Here is a 19,259-nt window from a genome sequence, read left to right as displayed (position 1 = left end):
ACAACCGAGACCCTCGCTTTCCGTCACAGCGCGCCGACCTCGCGTTTTCTCCACTCGAGCGAAGTTCGCCGGCCTGCTCGCGGGATCCGGCGCTGTTATGTTGTCGCTCATGGCAAAACGGATAGGGATTCGGGCGTGCGCCGCGGTGCTGAGCGCCGTCGCGGTGACTGCCGGAGTCACCGCGGCGATACCGACGGCGCGGGCGGAGACATTCCCCTCCAGGTGCTCGGACGGCTGGGAGACCACGACGGTGGTCGAAGGGGTCGGCAATCTGGAGAATCTCGATTCCGACGGGCGGGGCGGCTTCTACGTCACCGGTCTGATGGACGGCTACTTGGCGCACGTCGATCGGGCCGGACGATTGGAGAAGCTGGTCACGAACCTGTACCGCCCGGCGGGCGTGCGCGTCGCCGGACGCTACGTCTACTTCCTCACCGGAGACGGGCTCAGCGAACCGCCGGGCACACTCCAGCGCTACGACACCGAGACCGGCGCCGTGCAGGTTCTGCTCACCGGGCTGAACGGGCCCAACGGCCTGCTGTTGCTTCCCGATGGCAGCCTGCTGTTCACCACGATCGGCCTCGGCGGGTCGAACGGAATCTCCCGCTACTGGCCGGCGACCAGCGAGTACGAACGGGATTGGTCGGTGCTGCCGCCCGCCAACGGCCTCGCGCTGGCCGCGGACGGCGAATCGGTCTACGTCGACACCATGACGTTGCAGATCCTCCGCGTCCGGCTGGACGATCCGGCTCATCCCACCACCGTCTCCGGTATCCCGGACCTGGTAGCTCTGCCCGACGATATGGAAGCCACCAAGGCGGGGGCGCTGTTCGTGGCCGATCACATACTCGGCGCCGTCTATCGGGTGGATACGGCGACCGGCGCAACGTGCGCGATCATCACGGGCCTGATCAAACCCGCTCCGGTGCGCAACCCACCGGACGGCGCCACGTCGGTGCGCATCGACCGTGACGGGGACTCCTGGGCGCTGTTCGTCACCAGCATGGACGGCACGCTGCGCCGCCTGCGTCCTCCGGCGGGGATCGACCTCACGCCGGCGACCCCGTGGCGGGCCGGTTAGCTCCGAACATCGCGAGTGCGGTCAGCCGCGCAGGCGGTCGAGGACCTCATCGTGCAGCAGGCCGTTGGTGGCGATGGCGTCGCCACCGTGCGGGCCGGGTGCACCGTTCAGCGAGGAGAAACGCCCGCCCGCTTCGCGGACGAGGATGTCCAGAGCGGCCAGGTCCCACAGGGAGACCTCCGGTTCGGTGGCGATGTCGACGGCGCCCTCGGCGAGCAGGCAGTAATTGAAGAAATCGCCGTAGCCGCGCACACGCCACACATCGTCGGTCAGAGTGATGAACTGCTCGCGCAGGCCGCGGTCGCGCCAGCCGGAAAGACTGGACAATGCCAGGCTGGCCGAACCCAGCTCACCCACGGCGGAGACCGAGATCGCTCGCGCGGCACGCCCTTCGAAACTAGACCATGCCCCCGATCCCGCCGCTGCCCACCAGCGCCGTGCCAGAGCGGGCGCGCTCACCACGCCCACGACCGGTTCACCGTCTTCCAGCAGGGCGATCAGCGTCGCCCAGATGGGCACTCCGCGCACGAAGTTCTTCGTGCCGTCGATCGGGTCGACCACCCATTGCCTCCCGCTGAATTCGGCGGCGCCACCGAATTCCTCACCGAGCACCGCGTCGTCCGGCCGCGCCTCGGACAACACCTGCCGGATCGCCTGCTCGACGGCCAGATCGGCATCCGACACCGGCGTCAGGTCCGGCTTCGCGTCGACCTTCAAATCGAGCGCACCGAAGCGAGCCCGCGTGATCTCGTCGGCGGTATCGGCCAGCCGCAGGGCGAGTTCGAGGTCGGAGGAGTACACAGCCACGCCCCGCACCCTATCGGCCCGGCGCTCACCCCACGGGTTCCAGGGATCGCGCCGCCGTCAACGCGCTCGCCCACCAGTGCAACTGATCCAGCATCGCCGTCGCGGCGGCCGCGGGCTCCTGCGGCTCCCTCGGCTTGCCCTCGTCGTCGAAGAGCAGGTAGTAGCGCGGGAACGACACGTAGTTGCGCACGGTGTGCGCGTTGAGCTCGTTGAAGATCTGCCGCAGGTGCTCGATGGCGAGCAGGCCGCCGGACGCTCCGCTGTAGCCGACGAAACCGATCGCTTTCGCGTTCCACTGGGTGAAGTGCCAGTCGATGACGGCCTTCAGGGACGCGGGGATGCTGCGGTTGTAGTCGGGCGTGACGATGACGAAGGCGTCGGCCGCCGTGAGCCTGCGCGTGAGGTCGGTCATCCCTTCGGGTCGCTGCGGGTCCGGATCCATCGCGGGCGGCACCGCGGGCAGTTCCCAGGGGATGTCCGCCTCGGCCAAGTCGATGACGTCCACCTCGAACGAACCGTGCCGCCGCGCCTGCTCGGTGAACCATGTGGCCACGACCGGCCCGAAACGTCCCTCGCGGACGCTGCCGATGATCACCGCGAGCTTCAGTGGGGCGTTGGACATGCTGTTCCTCCTCGGATCACAGAACGGCCCGGCCGGGCCGCCCACTCAATCTGCTGCCGGGCACGTGGAACAGGGAGACCGCCGTAAGAGTGGTAGTGGCAGGGACACCCTCCGAGCGTTTCGCCTTGTTAGGTTCGACAGGTGAGCGACAACGAGCTGGGGCTGTTCCTGCGCACCCGCCGCGAGGCGGTGACGCCCGCCCAAGTCGGCCTGCCCACCGGCGCGCGGCGGCGCACCCCCGGATTGCGCCGCGCCGAGCTGGCCACCCTGGCCGGTGTGAGCGTGGAGTACGTCACGCGCCTGGAGCAGGGGCGCGACCGGCGTCCCTCCCCTCCGGTGCTTTCCGCGCTGGCGGACGCGTTGCGTTTGAGCCCCGCCGAACGCGTGCACCTGCACCGGTTGACCAAGTCGGTGGACAGCGGCTTCACCTGCATGGGGGACGCGCAGCCGCTGCGCGAGGTGCGGCCGACGGTGCGCGCGATCCTGGACCGGCTCGAGCCGACGCCCGCCGTCGTGGTCAATCGCCTCACCGAGGTTCTCGCCTACACCGGCGCCTACCACCGGCTGATGGCGCCGACCGGACTCTTCGACGGGCCGCATACCCCGCCCAACCTGGCACGTTTCGTCTTCTGCGTCCCTGGATCCAGGGACGTATACGCGGACTGGGAGCACGTCGCCGACGAGACGGTCGCGACGTTGAAGCAGGGCCCGTTCCGCGCCGACTCGCATATCGCCGCGCTCGCCGACGAGCTCACCGTCACCGTGGGCCCGGCGTTCGCCGACCGGGTCGACACCGTGCCGAGTTTGGCCGCCGCCACCGGCATCACCCGCCTCGCCCATCCCGAAGCCGGATCGCTGCGCCTGGCCTACGAGTTCCTGGAGCTCTCCGCCGACGACGACCAGCGGGTGATCGTCTATCTACCGGCCGACGACGCCACCGCCGCGGCCCTCGACGCACTCGCCGGACGCCGCCCGGGTGGACTGCGGGCCGTCTCGGGCTGAGCGGGCCACTCATGGCACAGCCGGATCGATCGCGGTAAATCGAGTACGCCCGCGCGGCACAGCCGGAGTCGACCAGGCATGTCGATCGCTGACCCCGTGGGGTGAGGAAGCCGGTCGGGGCGCGGTGCTTCCGCAACCCTGCGCTCGCCGTCGGTCCCGGTGACCGCACCCCCGATATCGGCTGTGACCAGCCGGAACGGCGAAACGCTCTGCCGTGGGCGCAAGTCCCCCGGGCGAACCCTCCTCGGCCACGGGGTTTCGGCTGCCGAGCACGCCGATCGCCGCTTCGGCCGGAATCACCTCGGCCGGAATCGGCACGGCCGGAATCGGCACGGCCGAATCGGCACGGCGGAATCGGCACGGCGGAATCGGCTTGGCCGAGAGTCGTCGAGCAGTTGCGTGAGCTCCGAGCGGCGGCGATCCGCGGCCGCACGAGTGGAGTTCGCCACACCGCTCCCCTCGCGCACAAACCGTCCGCCCGGCAGGACGACTGATCAGGCACGACCGGCATCCCGTCGCGTGGCCGGAGCAGCATCTCCGCCGCGAATTCCAAACACCAACTGCGCCAAGCGCGGTCGCCGTTTAGGGTAGAAACCCATGAGGCGTCCGTCACAGCTCACCCGCCCGGCGCGGGCTGTCGAGCGAGCGCGCGACGTCCCGGCGATCCGCCCGCTCGGCCCGCGCCGGGCGCGAGCAACCCGCGCAGGCGCCGTCCCCGGTCACACCGCGCGCACTCGTGTGCTGCGGCCGAAGAGGGGCAGCTAGGCTTGACGATCGTGCATCCTGACGTTTCCGCTGATCTCGCCGAACTCGACGCCACTCTCAAGACGGTCGAATCGGTCCTCGACATCGACGAGCTGCGTCGTCGTATCGACGAGCTCGAGCATCAGGCCGCCGACCCCGAGCTGTGGAACGACCAGGACCACGCCCAGCGGGTCACCAGTGAGCTGTCGCACGCCCAAGGCGAGTTGCGCCGGGTGGAGGAGCTGCGTCAGCGGCTCGACGATCTGCCGGTGCTCTACGAACTGGCCGAAGAGGAAGAGGGCGAGGCCAAGACCAACGCGCTCGCCGAGGCCGACGCCGAGCGCGCCGCGCTGCACAGCGACGTGGAGGCCATGGAGGTCCGCACGCTGCTGTCCGGCGAGTACGACAAGCGCGACGCGCTGGTGAACATCCGCTCCGGCGCCGGTGGCGTGGACGCCGCCGACTGGGCCGAGATGCTCATGCGCATGTACATCCGCTGGGCCGACCGGCACAAGTACGGGGTCGAGGTCTACGACACCTCGTATGCCGAAGAAGCGGGCATCAAGAGCGCCACCTTCGCGGTGAAGACGCCCTACGCCTACGGCACGCTCTCGGTCGAGATGGGCACGCACCGGCTGGTGCGGATCAGCCCGTTCGACAACCAGGGCCGCCGCCAGACCTCCTTCGCCGAGGTCGAGGTGCTTCCCGTGGTGGAGACCACCGACCACATCGAGGTGCCGGAGACGGAGATCCGCGTCGATGTGTACCGCTCGTCGGGCCCCGGCGGCCAGAGCGTCAACACCACCGACTCCGCGGTCCGGATCACCCACTTGCCCACCGGCATCGTGGTCACCTGTCAGAACGAGAAATCGCAGCTGCAGAACAAGATCTCGGCCATGCGGGTGCTGCAGGCCAAGCTGCTGGAACGCAAGCGGCAGGAAGAGCGCGCCGAGATGGACGCGCTGAAGACCAACGAGGGCGCGTCCTGGGGCAATCAGATGCGCTCCTACGTGCTGCACCCGTACCAGATGGTCAAGGACCTGCGGACGAACTACGAGGTGAACAACCCGTCGGCGGTGCTCGACGGCGACATCGACGGGTTCATCGAGTCGGGGATCCGCTGGCGAATGCGAGAGCAGGCGAGCTAGATGAATGTCGCGGGCATCCAGGCTATCGCTTCCACCGGTTTCACCACGTGGCTACGCGGTTCGGGCCTGGAGATCGTGCTGCTCATCCTCGGCGCCATCCTGTTCAGCCGGCTCGCCACCTACCTGCGGAACCGGGTCACCCGCAGGATCGACGCGGGATTCCGCAGCAGCGACGCGCTGGTGCGCACCGAGGCGGCCAAGCATCGGCACGCGCTCGCCCAGGTGATCACCTGGGTGGTGCTGACCATCGTCTACGTGCTGATCACCATGGAGGTGCTGCGGCGGCTCGGCTTCGCCGTCACCGGGTTGGTCGCGCCCGCCGCGGTGCTCGGCGCCGCGCTGGGTTTCGGCGCGCAGCGCATCGTGCAGGACATCCTCGCCGGATTCTTCCTGATCACGGAGCGGCAGTACGGGTTCGGCGATGTGGTCCGCATCGCCGTGACCGGAGCCGCGGAGCAGGCCGAAGGTACGGTCGAGGACGTCACGCTGCGGATCACCACATTGCGCAACGCCGACGGTGAAGTGATCACCGTGCCCAACGGCCAGATCGTGAAGGTCACGAACCTGTCGAAGGATTGGGCGCGCGCCGCGATCGACGTTCCGGTGTCCGCCAGCGCCGACATCACCAGGGTCAACGAGATCCTGCACGAGGTGGGCGCGAAGGCGTACGAGGACGCTCGCCTGAAGCCGTTGCTGCTGGACGAGCCCACCGTCATGGGTGTGGAAGACCTGACCGTCGACCAGATGAACATCCGAATGGTTGCCCGGACGTTGCCGGGTAAACAGTTCGACGTCGGACGCGAGCTGCGGGTACGAGTCGCCGCGGCGCTGCGCCGGGAGGGAATCAGTGAGACCACGTAGATCCACGGCGATCCTGATGGCAACTTGGGTCGCCACGTTCGTGCTGTACGTATTCGTCAAACCCGAGGAGACCACCACCGCTCCGGCCACCCTGGTCAACGCTGTTCCGGCAGCGGTGTTCAACGAACAGCCGGGCCACTGAGCCGAGTGGGACCGACCGCCGCCGCACTGTCTCCCACGGTTGACAACGCAGGCCGCGAACGGTTGCTGGTTACACTGGCTCCCCGTGATCACCATGCGGAACGTGACCAAGTCGTACAAGACCTCGACGCGACCCGCGCTGGACAACATCACCGTCGATGTGGGCAAGGGCGAGTTCGTCTTCATCATCGGACCGTCCGGCTCGGGAAAGTCGACCTTCATGCGCTTGCTGTTGAAGGAGGAGACTCCGACGGCGGGCGAGATCAGAGTGGCCGATTTCCGGGTCGACCGCTTACCCGGCCGCAAGGTGCCCAAGTTGCGCCAGCGGATCGGGTGCGTCTTCCAGGATTTCCGGCTGCTGCAGCAGAAGACCGTGTACCAGAACGTCGCCTTCGCGCTGGAGGTCATCGGCAAGCGACGCCAGGTCATCGACCGCACGGTCCCCGAGGTGCTCGACATGGTCGGCCTCGGCGGCAAGGCCGACCGGCTGCCGACCGAGCTGTCCGGCGGTGAACAGCAGCGCGTCGCGATCGCGCGCGCCTTCGTGAACCGGCCGCTGGTGCTGCTGGCCGACGAACCGACCGGCAACCTCGATCCCGACACCAGCGCCGACATCATGATGCTGCTGGAGCGGATCAACCGCATCGGCACCACGGTGGTGATGGCCACCCATGACAACCACATCGTCGACGCGATGCGCAGGCGGGTGGTCGAACTCGACCACGGACGCCTGGTGCGGGACGAGGCGACGGGCGTGTACGGGGTGGGCCGATAATGCGCGCGAGCTTCCTGTTCGGCGAGGTCTTCGCGGGCCTGCGCCGCAATGTCACGATGACCATCGCGATGATCCTGACCACCGCGGTCTCGCTCACCATGCTCGGTGGCGGTCTGCTGGCGGTGCGCATCGCGGACAAGACCGAGCAGTACTTCCTGGACCGGCTCGAGGTGCGGCTGTACCTGACCGAAGACGTGTCGGCCAACGACCCGGACTGCTCGCTGGACCCGTGCCGCTCGCTCATGGCGGATCTGAAGGCGACCAGCGGCGTGGAGTCGGTCCAGTTCCTCAACCGGGAAGAGGCGGTCCGCGAGGCCAAGGAGAAGACGTTCAAGGACCAGCCCGAGCTGGCCAAGTACGTCAGCGAGACGCCGTTGCCCGCGTCGCTGCGAGTCAAGATGGACAACGCGGAGCTCTATCCGACGATCTACGAGAAGTTCTACGACCGCCCCGGCGTCGGCATGGTGCGCAACGACAAGGACATCGTGGACCGGCTGGTCAGCCTGTTCGACGGGTTGCGCAACGCGGCGTTCGGCCTGGCCGTGCTGCAAGCGCTGGCCGCGGTGATGCTGATCGCGAACATGGTGCAGATCGCCGCGTTCACCCGGCGCACCGAGGTCGGCATCATGCGATTGGTCGGTGCGACCCGCTGGTACACCCAGCTGCCCTTCCTGCTCGAGGCCGTGGTCGCCGCGCTGGCCGGCTCCCTGCTCGCCATGTTCGGCCTGCTCATCGCCCGCCCGCTGGTGATCGACCGCGCCCTCGGCGACCTGTTCGCCAGCAAGGTCTTCCCCCGCATCACCGGCGACGACATCGCGATGACCGCGCTCGTCATCGCCCCGGTCGGCATCGTCTTCGCGGGGATCACGGCCTACGCGACGCTGCGGTACTACGTGCGCGAGTGATCCTTCGGGCCGGTGGCCGCAGCGCCACCGGCCCGCTCGGACCGTGTACGAGTCGGCTCCGGCCCCTCTTACAGCACGAGATCGGTGAGCTGGTCCCAGTCGAGCTGGATGCGGATCGGCAGATCGACGGCGAACGCGGTCTGCGGCTTCAACACGCGGGCGAGCCGGTAGTGACCGACGCTGTGGTCCAGGCCGTAGGTCTCGATCGCGGTCACCTCGGTGTCCGACACGCTGACCAGCCAGTACCACGGAATTCCGGCAGCGGCGTATTCGACCATTTTCTCGAGTCGGTCCGTTTTGACATGGCTGGGCGAAATGATCTCGACGGCGATCTTCAGATGGCGCGCCGGCATCGGTCGCACATCCGCTGGCACGCACTCGAACAGTGCGATGTCGGGACGCCGAATCGTCGCTCGGGGCACTTCCCAAAGGACCACGTCGAAGTCGTGGTTGGCGTCCAGACATGCCGACGGATCTTCGGCCATGTATTCACGAGCCGCCGATTCCAGCATCGCCAAGAGCCGGTGGACGGCTTTCTGATGTGCCCTACTCGGTGATTCGCAACGGACCGCGTCCCCGTTCACCACTTCGACCAAGCGGCAGAACTCTTCCGGAAGCTCGCGCCAGATGTCGACCGTGATCGGCTCCGGCTGCACATTGTCCGGCCGGGCCCAGTCGAAGATCGCTGACATGCGTCGGATTGTAATCACGGCACCACGGTCGACCGCCTCCGTCGACATCACCTGCCGTTGGATTCGTCTCGCCTGCCGACCGCGCCGCCGCCGGGTTCGAGACAGCTCTGCCGATCGCTCCACACAGCACGCATGTCCCCTGTCGACGAAATAACGAATCAGCATCGATCGCCGCTATGGCCTTGGATCGCGGCGAACCGGCGGCGGTCGATCCGGCTATCCGGCTCGGAGTGTCCGCGTGTGTTCCGAAGCCGCAGCTCATCGCGCTGCGTGGCCTAGCACGACGCGCGCAGGAGGCGACGGCGACCCCGGGACGCAACTTCGGGCACTTGTCCAGCAAGGCGCGGATTCACCGCGTATGCTGCACCTCGACGCACTTCTTACTCAGCAGTAAGATAGCCTTACTCTGGAGTAAGATAGCTGGGAAAGACCGCACCAACCCATCCGAGAAAACAGGTGATGATGAGCACTCGAGACAGCGCAACGAAGCGACGTCCAGACACGTCCGCGGTCGGCCTGAACCATCCCAAGCGGGATTGGATGGGCGCGGCGATGCGGGTCATGACGAGCATTACCGGGTCGGAACTGGCCGAGAAATACAACCTGCGCAAGCCGATCGAGCGCGTCACCTACGAGGGCACCAAGACCGGCTTCCGCACGCTCGGCGCGGCGACCCGCGCCTTCGCCAAGGTCGCGGGCGGCGGTGCGCCGAAGCGCCTGGCCACCAACGAGGCGAAGAACAAGGACTTCTTCGACCTGACGCCCAGCGACGAGCAGCAGATGATCGTCGAGACGGTGCAGGAGTTCGCCGCCGAGATCCTGCGCCCGGCCGCCTACGAGGCCGACAACGCCGCCAAGGCGCCGCGCGACCTGCTCGAGCGCGCCGCCGAGCTCGGCATCACCCTGATCAACGTCCCCGAGGAACTCGAGGGTGCGGCCTCCGAGCGCGGCGCGGTGACCAACTCGCTGGTCGCCGAGGCGCTGGCGCACGGCGACATGGGCTTGGCCCTGCCGATCCTCGCTCCCAGCGGCGTCGCGGTCGCGCTCGCGCAGTGGGGCAGCGACGCGCAGCAGAAGACCTACCTGCCCTCCTTCACCGGCGAGAACGTGCCGCAGGCTTCGGTGGTGATCAGCGAGCCCCGCGCCCTGTTCGACCCGTTCGCCCTGGACACCAAGGCCGTGCGCTCGCCGAGCGGCTACCGCATCTCGGGCGTGAAGAGCCTGGTGCCCGCCGCGGCCGACGCCGAACTGTTCCTGATCGCCGCCGAGCTCGACGGCCGTCCCGCGCTGTTCATCGTCGAATCGGACGCGCCCGGTCTGGTGGTCGAGGCCGATCCGAGCATGGGTCTGCGCGCCGCGGGCCTGGGCCGGCTGATCCTGGACAACGTCGCGGTCGGCGCCGACGCCATCCTGGGTGACGGTGACGCCGCGACCCGCGCCGAGGAGTACGCCGACGCCGTGCGCCTGGCCCGCCTCGGCTGGGCTTCGCTCGCCGCGGGCACCGGCCGGGCCGTGCTGGACTACGTGATCCCGTACGTCAACGAGCGCGAGGCGTTCGGCGAGCCGATCTCGCACCGGCAGGCGGTGGCCTTCATGGTCGCCAACATCGCGATCGAACTCGACGGCCTGCGGCTGGTCACCCTGCGCGGCGCGTCCCGCGCGGAGCAGGGCCTGTCCTTCGGCCGCGAGGCGGCGCTGGCCCGCAAGCTCGCCACCGACAAGGGCATGCAGATCGGCCTCGACGGCGTGCAGCTGCTCGGCGGCCACGGCTTCACCAAGGAACACCCGGTCGAGCGCTGGTACCGCGATCTGCGGGCCATCGGCGTCGCCGAAGGTGTCGTGCTCATCTGACCGGCCCGTTCCGTTTTCCAGGAGACCTCACAACATGATCAACCTCGAACTCCCCAAGAAGCTGCGGGCCAGCGCGAACCAGGCGCACCAGGTCGCGCAGGAGATCTTCCGCCCGATCTCGCGCAAGTACGACCTCGCCGAGCACGACTACCCGGTCGAGCTGGACACCATGGCCGCCATGGTCGAGGGCTTGGCCGACTCCGGCACCCAGAAGATCGGCGGCGCCGCCGGTGGCCGCTCGGATGACAGCGAGGGCGACCGCCACGCCACCGAGCTGCTCGGTAACACCAACGGCGGCAACATGTCCGCGCTGTTGAACGCGCTGGAGACCTCGTGGGGCGACGTCGGCCTCATGCTGTCGATCCCTTACCAGGGCCTGGGCAACGCGGCCATCGCCGCTGTCGCCACCGACGAGCAGCTGAAGCGCTTCGGCAAGGTGTGGGCCTCGATGGCGATCACCGAGCCGTCCTTCGGCTCCGATTCCGCCGCCGTGTCCACCACCGCCGTGCTCGACGGCGACGAGTGGGTGCTCAACGGCGAGAAGATCTTCGTCACCGCGGGTCAGCGCTCGACCCATATCGTGGTGTGGGCGACGGTGGACAAAAGCCTCGGCCGCGCGGCGATCAAGTCGTTCGTCGTGCCGCGTGACGCTCCCGGCCTGTCGGTGGCGCGGCTCGAGCACAAGCTCGGCATCAAGGCCTCCGACACCGCCGTGCTGCTGTTGCAGGACTGCCGGATCCCGAAGGACAACATCCTCGGCAGCCCGGAAGTCAACGTGGAGAAGGGTTTCGCCGGGGTCATGCAGACCTTCGACAACACCCGTCCGCTCGTCGCCGCGATGGCGATCGGCGTGGCCCGCGCCGCGCTGGAAGAACTGCGCTCGATCCTGACCGCGGCGGGTGTGGAGATCTCCTACGACACCCCCGCGAACAACCAGCACGCCGCAGCGGCCGAGTTCCTGCGGATGGAAGCCGATTACGAGTCCGCCTACCTGCTCGCCCTGCGCGCCGCGTGGATGGCCGACAACAAGAAGCCCAACTCGCTCGAGGCGTCCATGTCCAAGGCGAAGGCGGGCCGCACCGGCACCGACGTCACCCTCAAAGCCGTCGAACTGGCCGGCGCCATCGGCTACTCGCAGCGAACGCTGTTGGAGAAGTGGGGCCGCGACTCGAAGATCCTGGACATCTTCGAAGGCACCCAGCAGATCCAGCAGCTCATCGTGGCGCGCCGGGTGCTGGGCAAGACCAGCGCCGAGCTGAAGTGACGCCGCGCTAGACGGTCGACAACGGAATCCGGTGCGAGCTTCTCGGACTCGCACCGGATTTTCGTTCTCTCCGCCGCCAGTAGGCGAATGACGTGTCCCCGAACACTTTCAGTGATGCGTAGCTATGGATTTCGCCCCGCGGGTTCCGTACTCTTCGCCCCCATGTGGAGCATCGTTCTCATTTCGATCGTCAGTTGTTTCGTGATAGCCGCTGGATTCGCGTGGGGGCTGCCCGGCGACTGAGACGCCCCCTCGTATCAGCGCGTTCGCTCGCCGACTTGGGCACCGCCGAGCGTTTCAGTCCGGGTTTCGGCGAGCGAGCCGGGCGGCGGTGACGTCGGCTGTCCAGAGGGGCTGGAGCATGTGCCAGTCGGCGGGGTGGGCGGTGATTCCCGCCGCGAATCGATCGGCCAGCGCCTGGGTGGTCTCACGCACTCCACGGCTGGTGTCGATAGGTGGATCCACGCGGAATCCCCAGCCGTCGGGGGTGTACCAGCAGTGCACGGGGAGAAGTGGCGCGCCGGTGTCGATGGCCAGCCGAGCCGGACCGGCCGGCAGCCGAGCCTGCTCACCGAAGAAAGTGACCGGTACGCCCGTACCGGACAAGTCGCGTTCCCCGAGTAACCCGACTATCCGCCCCTGCCGGATCCGGGCGAGCAACTGCGGGAACGGCGGCGTCGCGGTGCCGGTGAGGGGGATGATCTCGAAGCCCAAGCGTTCACGGAAACGAACGAAGCGCCGGAACAACGATTCCGGCGCGAGCCGCTCCGCGACCACGGTCGGCGAGCCGACGCGCTGCACCAGCCAGACCCCCGCCAGGTCCCAATTACCGCTGTGCGGCAGGGCGAGCACGGCTCCGGTGCCGCGTTCGACCGCCCGGTGGATGTGTTCGAGTCCGGTCGCCGAGGATTCGATGGCGTCGGCCAGGCTCAGCGGGTCCATCGACGGCAGCCGGAAGGCTTCGCGCCAGTACCGGGCATAGGAGCGCAGGCTCGCCAGGACCAGCGGCTGCGGCACCTCCTCCGGCGCGGTGCCCAGGACCCGAGAAAGGTTCCGGCGCAATTGGTTCGGTCCGCCGTTCTGAGCCGCGCGTTCGGCTCCCACATCGAAGAGGCGGACGGCCAGTGGTTCCGGCAGGGCGCGCACCAGCCGCCAACCCGCGGCGTAACCGAGATCCCATGCCCTGGCCGCCGGATCCATCGGTCACCCGCCTGCGGCCTGCGTCGTTTCGTCGGTCGCCATGGCAGGAGTTGCGGCGACAGCGTCGCTGAATACGGGCAGATCGACCGCGCCCGGCATCGGCGCGCTGGTATCGACCGGCTCGCTCCGATGGCTGAACAGGTCAGATGAGGGTCGGTTACTTCGATACATTCCGGGGTTCTCCGCTCACTCGCGATCGATGGCACCCGACTGGGTGGCGTACCGCGAAGACACGATCGCCGCCGCCGCGAATTCGGCGGTCACCTCGAGAACTCCACACTACGCCTGCGCAGATCAAACGGAATGGTTTTATCGGAAGTGCGCCGAACCGCTCCTTGGAAGAGACCCGCGATGATGGCGACGACCGCGGCCGGTTCCCTTCGCGATGTCCGACGACGAGGACAACCACCGCGGCTGCTGTCGACGGGCAGGCCGCTGCATCGATGTGTCAATGACACGATCACGCCAATCCGCGTTCATCCCTGGACAGACGCGCCCCGGCCGAGGCAGCCTATCGCCCTGAGTCGCTGGATCGACGAATCAGCGGACGTATCTTCACTCGAGCAGTACCAGCAAACTTCAAGGAGAACTGGTTATGCAACGACTGAGTTTCACGCGTCGCCTCGCCACCGCTTTGGCCGCCTCGGCAGTGTTGACAGCGCCCTTCGCCGGACACGCCGCCGCCCAACCCGCCGCGGTCGATTGGTCCGCCGCCGCGCAGCAACTGCGGACCGCCGCGGCCGGTAATCCGGCGGCGGAGCAGGCGGTGGATCGGCTGATCGCCTCCGGACAGCTCGCGAAGGCAGGTCAGGTCGCCTTGCCCGCCCAGCCGTTCCAGGTTCCGGCGCAGTCGGATATCGGACGCGGTGAGGGGCCGGGCGTGTACGGATCGGGAATCGCCCTCGGGATGGACGGATTCCGCATCGGGTTCTTCGGCGGCCCCGGCACCATCTCGCCGAACCAGGGCGGCGCGAAGCTCGAGGCGCTGTGGATCAACCTGGCCAACGGGCGCAGCGGCACCGAACTGCTCTACGAGCACAACGACGTTCCGGTGGACACCACCATTCGCAGCCGCGCCCTGGACACCGGCGCGGGCCCGGTGGTCGCCGCGGTGTACGGATCGCTGTGGCATCGTTGGTCGGTGCCCGTCAGCGACATGAACCCGGATGGGTACGCCTACCGGTTGGGCACCATCTCGGTTCCGTCGTTCGGCGCCGTCTACAACTGAGTACGAAAGGCCCCGGCTCCCGCCGCCACGGGAGCCGGGCCATCGGTTTGTCGGAAGTTATGGAATTCCGTAGCTTTTGGGTTCGTGAGCCTGGAAGACCGAGTCGCCGAGTTGGAACGGCGGCTCAGCGCGCTGGAAGAAAGAATTCGCCCCGAAGATCTCCCGCCGGGCGCCGAGCAGTGGGCGGTGGCTCGTCTGCGGGACGAGTTCGCCACGGCCGACGAGCCCGACGGCGGCGTGGTCTTCGCCGGGTCGGTCCGTTTGCCCAACGACCAGCAGCGCGAGTGGCAGGCCCGGTTCACCACCGGCGACCTCATCGAGGACGACTGGGCCGAGACGGCGGAATGCCTTGCGGCGCTGGGCAGCCCGGTGCGGCTGCGGCTGCTGCGCGAGATCATGGGCGGGCGGCGAACCGCGGCCGAACTGGCCGGAGTGGACGGTGTCGGCGACTCCGGCCAGATCTATCAGCACTTGCGGCAACTGGCCGCCGTCGGCTGGCTGCACACCGCGGGGCGCGGGCGATTCGAGGTGCCCACCGCCCGGGTGGTGCCCTTACTCGTCGCCCTGGCCAGCGCTCGCCGCTGATTCCGGCGGCACTCCGGCGGCCACATATCCGGCGGTGGCGAGCATCCCACCGATCTGCTCGTAGGTCGCCCGCTCCTTGGGCGCGACCGTCGCCAGGCCGTCCACATAGCGGTTGAACATGCAGAACGCCGAAGCGATGAGGACCGCGTCGTGGATGTCCTCGTCCTTGGCGCCCGCGGCGCGCGCGTTCTCGACGTCCTCCGCGGTCACCTCGAGTCCCGACCGGCGCACCTTGTCCGCGATGCGCAGCAGCGCACGCAGTTTCGGATCGATCGCGGCGGAGTCCGCGTCTTCGATGACGGCGTCGATCAGCTCGCGACCGCCGTCGACCAGCGCTGCCGCGGTCGCCGCGTGCGACTGGGTGCAGAAGTAGGTCTGGTTGCGCGACGACACGTACGCGGCGATGGTTTCGCGCTCCCCCGGCGTCAGCGGGGACGACCCACGCAACAGGGTCTGCGCGAATTCGCTGAGCGCCGTCCCGGTTTCGGGCTTGAAAGCGAACAGGCCGCGGATGCCGGGCAGATCGCCGGGAATGTCGATGAACGGTGCACGGTCCTTCGGATCGGACATTGGCCGCGTCTCCCTTCGAGCGGTCTCGAGACGTTGCGAGGGTAGCGCTACCGGCCGGTAACGGCGGGCGAAAAGACCGAAATCGGACCGGCGACCGCTCTCACCTGCGGTGGCCGCGACCGAACCGAGACGGGTTTGTCCGTTTCTGTTGTGACCTGTCACACTCCGCACTGCTACGGTGTCAAGTCACACGCCGTACCGGTTCGCTAGGTCGAGGACCGACGCGAGGGTTTTGTGGAGGTTGTTCGACATGAATTTGGCCCACACGCTGGAGGCCGTGAAGGCGCTGGGTGTGCTGCGCAGCCGGGGTGTCACCGATCCCCGGAAGCCGCTGGAGACACTGCGGACGATGAAGGAGTCGCGCATCCTCGGCCCGCAGGCCACGCTGATCCGGCACTCCGCGCGCGTGGCGCCGGACGCTCCGGGCATCGTGGACGAGGCGGGCGCCCTGACCTACCGCGAACTGGACGACCGGTCGACGGCCGTCGCGCGCGGCCTGCAAGCGGCGGGCATCTCCGAAGGCCAGGTGATCGGCGTGCTCGCGCGCGACCACCGCGGGCTCATCATCGCCATGGCCGCCGCGGGCAAGCTCGGCGTGCGAGTCGCGTTGATGAACACCGGATTCGCGAAGCCGCAGTTCGCCGAGGTGTGCGCCCGCGAGAAGGTCAAGGCGGTGCTGCACGACAGCGAGTTCCTCGGCCTGCTCGACGCGTTGCCCGCCGACTTGCCGCGCTACATCACCTGGGTCGACGAGGGCGCCACACTCCCCGAGGGTGCGCAGACGCTCGACGACCTGGTGGCCGCCAACTCCGCCGAGCCGCTGCCCGCGCCGAGCAAGCCCGGTGGCTTCATCATCCTGACCAGCGGCACCACCGGCCTGCCGAAGGGCGCTCCGCGCACCAAGGTCACTCCACTGTCGACGGCGCAGATGGTCGACCGCATCCCGTTCCCGCAGCGCGGCACTCAGGTGATCGTCTCGCCGATCTTCCACAGCACCGGACTGGCCACCTGGCTGGTCGGCGCGGCGCTGGCCAACAAGGTCGTGGTGCGCCGCCGGTTCGACGCCGAGGCCACGCTCGCCCTGGTCGCCGAGCACAAGGCCGACATGCTGGTGGCGGTGCCGACGATGCTGCACCGGATGGTCGAACTCGATCCGGCGATCCGGGCGAAATACGACACGTCCTCGCTGAAGTCGATCGTGCTGGCCGGTTCGGCGCTGTCGCCGGAACTGACGATCAAGGCCACCGAGGCGTTCGGTCCGGTGCTCTACAACCTCTACGGCTCCACCGAGTGCGCCGTGGCGACGGTGGCCAACCCGGAGGATCTCGCCCTCGCGCCCGGCACCGTCGGTCGCGCGCCGATCACCTGCGAGGTTCGGCTCTACGACGACAACGACCAGCGCGTCACCGCCACCAACACCACCGGCCGAATCTTCATCCGCAGCGGCGCTCCGTTCGAGGGCTACACCGACGGCAGGCACAAGCAGATCATCGACGGCTACATGTCCAGCGGCGACGTCGGCCACTTCGACGAGAACGGCCTGCTCATGGTGGACGGCCGCGACGACGACATGATCGTGTCCGGCGGCGAGAACGTCTTCCCGCAGGAGGTGGAGAACCTGCTGCTGGAACGGCCCGACATCTTCGACGTGGCCGTGGTCGGCGTGGACGACGTGGAGTTCGGCAAGCGCCTGCGCGCCTTCGTAGTTCCCGAGCCGGGCTCCTCGCCCGACGGCGAGGAGATCAAGGCGTACGTGAAGAACAACCTGGCGCGCTACAAGGTGCCGCGCGAGGTGGTCTTCCTCGATGACCTGCCGCGGAACGCCACCGGCAAACTGCTGCGCCGCGTGCTGGTCGAGTACGAGGTCAAGGCCTGATGAACAGCGGGCCGGGCCACCGCGCCCGGCCCGTTACCAGCGGGTAGCGTCCGCTGAGATACATGACACAACCGGTTACACAAGCTTGCTAGTGTTAGCACCAGCACTGGGTATCGAAATTGCGGTCCGCACCACCCGGAGGATCACCGGGTGATACCGCCGGAAGGTTGTCGTCGATGTCTCTTTCCCTCCCCGCGTTGGGCGGCGCCGCCCGCAAGGCGGGCGATCTTGCCCTTGGCGTGAACGTGATGGTCAAGCGGCGGCTGTTCAATCCGCTGCGCCCCGACCATGCCGCTCGGTCGGCGTTCAATATCTTGAAGTTCGGCCCGTTCGCGGGTGTCGTCATGCATGCCGCGCAGACGAGGCCGCACGCCGTCGCGATCGTCGACGAGCGCGGGGAGCTGACTTTCGGCGGTCTCAACGAACAGTCCAACGCCTTGGCCCGCGGCTTGCAGAGCAAAGGCATCAATCCCGGTGACGTGGTGGCGATCCTGGCGCGCGACCACCGCGGCATGGTGCTGAGCCTGCTGGCCACCGGCAAGCTCGGCGTGCGCGGCGTGCTGATGAACACCGGGTTCGCCAAGCCGCAGTTCGCCGACGTCGCCGAGCGCGAGAACGTCAAGGCGGTGCTGCACGACAGCGAGTTCATCGACCTGATGAGCGCCATCCCCGCCGCGATCCCGCGCATCCTCACCTGGGTGGACGAGAAGGACAACGCCGATCCGGCGATCCCGACCGTCGATTCGCTGATCAGCGGGCAGTCCGGCGCATCGCTGCCCGCCCCGGCCAAGCCCGGCGGCATCGTCATCCTGACCAGCGGCACCACCGGCACCCCGAAAGGGGCCCCGCGCGACCGGGTCAGCCCGTTCGCCTCGGCTCAGTTCGTCGACCGGGTGCCGCTGCCCGCCAACGGCACCATGATCATGGCGGCGCCGATCTTCCACGGCACCGGCTTGTCCCAGTTCACCCTCGGTCTCGCGCTGGGCAACCGGGTGGTCTTCCAGCAGCGCCGCTTCGATCCCGAGCAGACCTTGGCGAACATCGAGAAGTACCGGGCGGATTCGCTGGTCGTGGTGCCCACCATGCTGCAACGCATCCTGGACCTGGATGCGGACGTGCTGGCGAAGTACGACGTCAGCAGCATCAAGGTGATCTTCGCGGCGGGCTCGGCCATCGCGCCGGACGTGGTGACCCGCACGCTGGACCACTTCGGCGACAGCCTCTACAACCTCTACGGCTCCACCGAGTGCGCCGTCATGACCGTCGCGACGCCCGAGGACCTGCGCAAGGCGCCGACCACCGCAGGCAAGGCTCCGGTCGGCATCCGGATCGTGCTGCTCGACGAGAAGCGCAAGCCGATCACCGAGCCGAACGTGACCGGAACCATCTTCGTGGACAACGGCTTCGCCTTCACCGGCTACACCGACGGTCGCGGCAAGGAGATGGTCGACGGCATGATGTCCAGCGGCGATGTCGGGCACTTCGACGCCGACGGCCTGCTCTACATCGACGGCCGCGACGACGACATGATCGTCTCCGGCGGCGAGAACGTCTTCCCGCTCGAGGTGGAGAACCTCATCGCCGGTCGCGACGACATCTTCGAAGCCGCGGTCGTCGGCGTCGAGGACCGCGAGTTCGGCAAGCGGCTGCGCGCGTTCGTCGTTCCCGGTCCCGATTGCAAGCGCGATCCGCAGGAGATCAAGGACTACGTCAAGGCGAATCTCGCCCGCTACAAGGTGCCGCGCGAGGTGGTCTTCCTCGACGAGTTGCCCCGCAACGCGACCGGCAAGCTGCTGCGCAAGCCGCTCATCGAGATGGAGGTCGACGCGGGCTGAGCGGAGCGCGTCCACGGTCTTCCTGGCGGTGCGCCTGCCGCCCGCCATGGAGGCCTGAGTATTTTCGGGGCC

At 68.1% G+C, this 19,259-nt stretch carries 18 protein-coding genes; 13 read left to right on the top strand and 5 right to left on the bottom strand.

Features of this window, described 5'->3' with window-relative positions:
• The first annotated feature begins 109 nt into the window (after window positions 1–109).
• Entirely contained in the window at window positions 110–1,081 is a 972-nt protein-coding gene (locus tag ACIHAX_RS09920) for a hypothetical protein (RefSeq protein WP_397276848.1), read from the top strand.
• A gap of 21 nt (window positions 1,082–1,102) precedes the next feature.
• On the opposite strand, the gene hisN is transcribed toward ACIHAX_RS09920, so the two are convergent.
• Both hisN and ACIHAX_RS09910 read right to left on the bottom strand, forming a co-directional pair.
• Window positions 1,103–1,888, bottom strand: a complete 786-nt coding sequence (gene hisN / locus ACIHAX_RS09915; protein ID WP_355077866.1) for a histidinol-phosphatase — start codon at window positions 1,886–1,888, stop codon at window positions 1,103–1,105.
• A gap of 25 nt (window positions 1,889–1,913) precedes the next feature.
• Complete coding sequence (locus ACIHAX_RS09910; RefSeq protein ID WP_355077867.1) at window positions 1,914–2,510, bottom strand: NAD(P)H-dependent oxidoreductase; 597 nt, start codon at window positions 2,508–2,510, stop codon at window positions 1,914–1,916.
• A 141-nt stretch (window positions 2,511–2,651) separates the two neighbouring features.
• Between ACIHAX_RS09910 and ACIHAX_RS09905 the strand changes: the two genes are divergently transcribed.
• From ACIHAX_RS09905 to ftsX, 6 genes are all read left to right on the top strand, one after another.
• Window positions 2,652–3,512 (top strand): helix-turn-helix transcriptional regulator, encoded by an 861-nt coding sequence (locus ACIHAX_RS09905; protein WP_355077868.1) that lies wholly within the window; start codon window positions 2,652–2,654, stop codon window positions 3,510–3,512.
• Between the two features lie 776 nt (window positions 3,513–4,288).
• Entirely contained in the window at window positions 4,289–5,404 is a 1,116-nt protein-coding gene (gene prfB / locus ACIHAX_RS09900; RefSeq protein ID WP_355077869.1) for a peptide chain release factor 2, read from the top strand.
• A complete protein-coding gene (locus ACIHAX_RS09895) occupies window positions 5,405–6,265 on the top strand; it encodes a mechanosensitive ion channel family protein (protein ID WP_397276845.1) in 861 nt (286 codons plus the stop codon). It abuts the gene before it with no gap.
• A 16-nt stretch (window positions 6,266–6,281) separates the two neighbouring features.
• Window positions 6,282–6,407 carry a hypothetical protein gene (locus ACIHAX_RS09890; protein ID WP_355077871.1) on the top strand — a complete coding sequence of 42 codons (126 nt, stop codon included), beginning with the start codon at window positions 6,282–6,284 and terminating at the stop codon, window positions 6,405–6,407.
• 84 nt (window positions 6,408–6,491) lie between these two features.
• Window positions 6,492–7,181: a cell division ATP-binding protein FtsE gene (gene ftsE, locus ACIHAX_RS09885; RefSeq protein WP_039800068.1), complete on the top strand. Its 690-nt coding sequence runs from the start codon at window positions 6,492–6,494 to the stop codon at window positions 7,179–7,181.
• On the top strand, window positions 7,181–8,086 hold the full coding sequence (gene ftsX, locus ACIHAX_RS09880) for a permease-like cell division protein FtsX (RefSeq protein ID WP_355077872.1): 906 nt from the start codon (window positions 7,181–7,183) through the stop codon (window positions 8,084–8,086). The genes ftsE and ftsX overlap by 1 nt, the downstream gene beginning before the upstream one ends.
• A gap of 68 nt (window positions 8,087–8,154) precedes the next feature.
• Here ftsX and ACIHAX_RS09875 read toward each other — a convergent pair whose 3' ends face one another.
• Window positions 8,155–8,778 carry a Uma2 family endonuclease gene (locus tag ACIHAX_RS09875; protein ID WP_397276843.1) on the bottom strand — a complete coding sequence of 208 codons (624 nt, stop codon included), beginning with the start codon at window positions 8,776–8,778 and terminating at the stop codon, window positions 8,155–8,157.
• A 456-nt stretch (window positions 8,779–9,234) separates the two neighbouring features.
• Here ACIHAX_RS09875 and ACIHAX_RS09870 point away from each other — a divergent pair, with 456 nt between their 5' ends.
• Together ACIHAX_RS09870 and ACIHAX_RS09865 are read left to right on the top strand one after the other, a co-directional pair.
• Window positions 9,235–10,629, top strand: coding sequence for an acyl-CoA dehydrogenase family protein (locus ACIHAX_RS09870; RefSeq protein ID WP_379253215.1), 1,395 nt, complete (start codon window positions 9,235–9,237; stop codon window positions 10,627–10,629).
• 34 nt (window positions 10,630–10,663) lie between these two features.
• Window positions 10,664–11,893, top strand: a complete 1,230-nt coding sequence (locus tag ACIHAX_RS09865) for an acyl-CoA dehydrogenase family protein (RefSeq protein ID WP_355077874.1) — start codon at window positions 10,664–10,666, stop codon at window positions 11,891–11,893.
• Between the two features lie 297 nt (window positions 11,894–12,190).
• Here ACIHAX_RS09865 and ACIHAX_RS09860 read toward each other — a convergent pair whose 3' ends face one another.
• Window positions 12,191–13,093: a phosphatidylinositol mannoside acyltransferase gene (locus ACIHAX_RS09860; protein WP_355077875.1), complete on the bottom strand. Its 903-nt coding sequence runs from the start codon at window positions 13,091–13,093 to the stop codon at window positions 12,191–12,193.
• A 595-nt stretch (window positions 13,094–13,688) separates the two neighbouring features.
• On the opposite strand from ACIHAX_RS09860, the gene ACIHAX_RS09855 reads away from it, so the two are divergent.
• Together ACIHAX_RS09855 and ACIHAX_RS09850 are read left to right on the top strand one after the other, a co-directional pair.
• Window positions 13,689–14,321 (top strand): hypothetical protein, encoded by a 633-nt coding sequence (locus ACIHAX_RS09855; RefSeq protein ID WP_355077876.1) that lies wholly within the window; start codon window positions 13,689–13,691, stop codon window positions 14,319–14,321.
• Between the two features lie 84 nt (window positions 14,322–14,405).
• Window positions 14,406–14,906, top strand: coding sequence for a winged helix-turn-helix domain-containing protein (locus ACIHAX_RS09850; RefSeq protein ID WP_364431543.1), 501 nt, complete (start codon window positions 14,406–14,408; stop codon window positions 14,904–14,906).
• On the opposite strand, the gene ACIHAX_RS09845 is transcribed toward ACIHAX_RS09850, so the two are convergent.
• A complete protein-coding gene (locus ACIHAX_RS09845) occupies window positions 14,874–15,476 on the bottom strand; it encodes a carboxymuconolactone decarboxylase family protein (RefSeq protein ID WP_355077878.1) in 603 nt (200 codons plus the stop codon). The genes ACIHAX_RS09850 and ACIHAX_RS09845 overlap by 33 nt on opposite strands.
• Before the next feature lie 250 nt (window positions 15,477–15,726).
• Here ACIHAX_RS09845 and ACIHAX_RS09840 point away from each other — a divergent pair, with 250 nt between their 5' ends.
• Both ACIHAX_RS09840 and ACIHAX_RS09835 read left to right on the top strand, forming a co-directional pair.
• Window positions 15,727–17,352, top strand: coding sequence for an acyl-CoA synthetase (locus tag ACIHAX_RS09840; protein ID WP_355077879.1), 1,626 nt, complete (start codon window positions 15,727–15,729; stop codon window positions 17,350–17,352).
• A gap of 176 nt (window positions 17,353–17,528) precedes the next feature.
• Window positions 17,529–19,187 carry an acyl-CoA synthetase gene (locus ACIHAX_RS09835; protein WP_397276839.1) on the top strand — a complete coding sequence of 553 codons (1,659 nt, stop codon included), beginning with the start codon at window positions 17,529–17,531 and terminating at the stop codon, window positions 19,185–19,187.
• Window positions 19,188–19,259: the final 72 nt, after the last annotated feature.

The organism is Nocardia sp. NPDC051929 (assembly GCF_044548645.1).
GTDB classification, from domain to species: domain Bacteria; phylum Actinomycetota; class Actinomycetes; order Mycobacteriales; family Mycobacteriaceae; genus Nocardia; species Nocardia sichangensis.
This window is presented reverse-complemented; position numbering and strand designations above follow the sequence as displayed.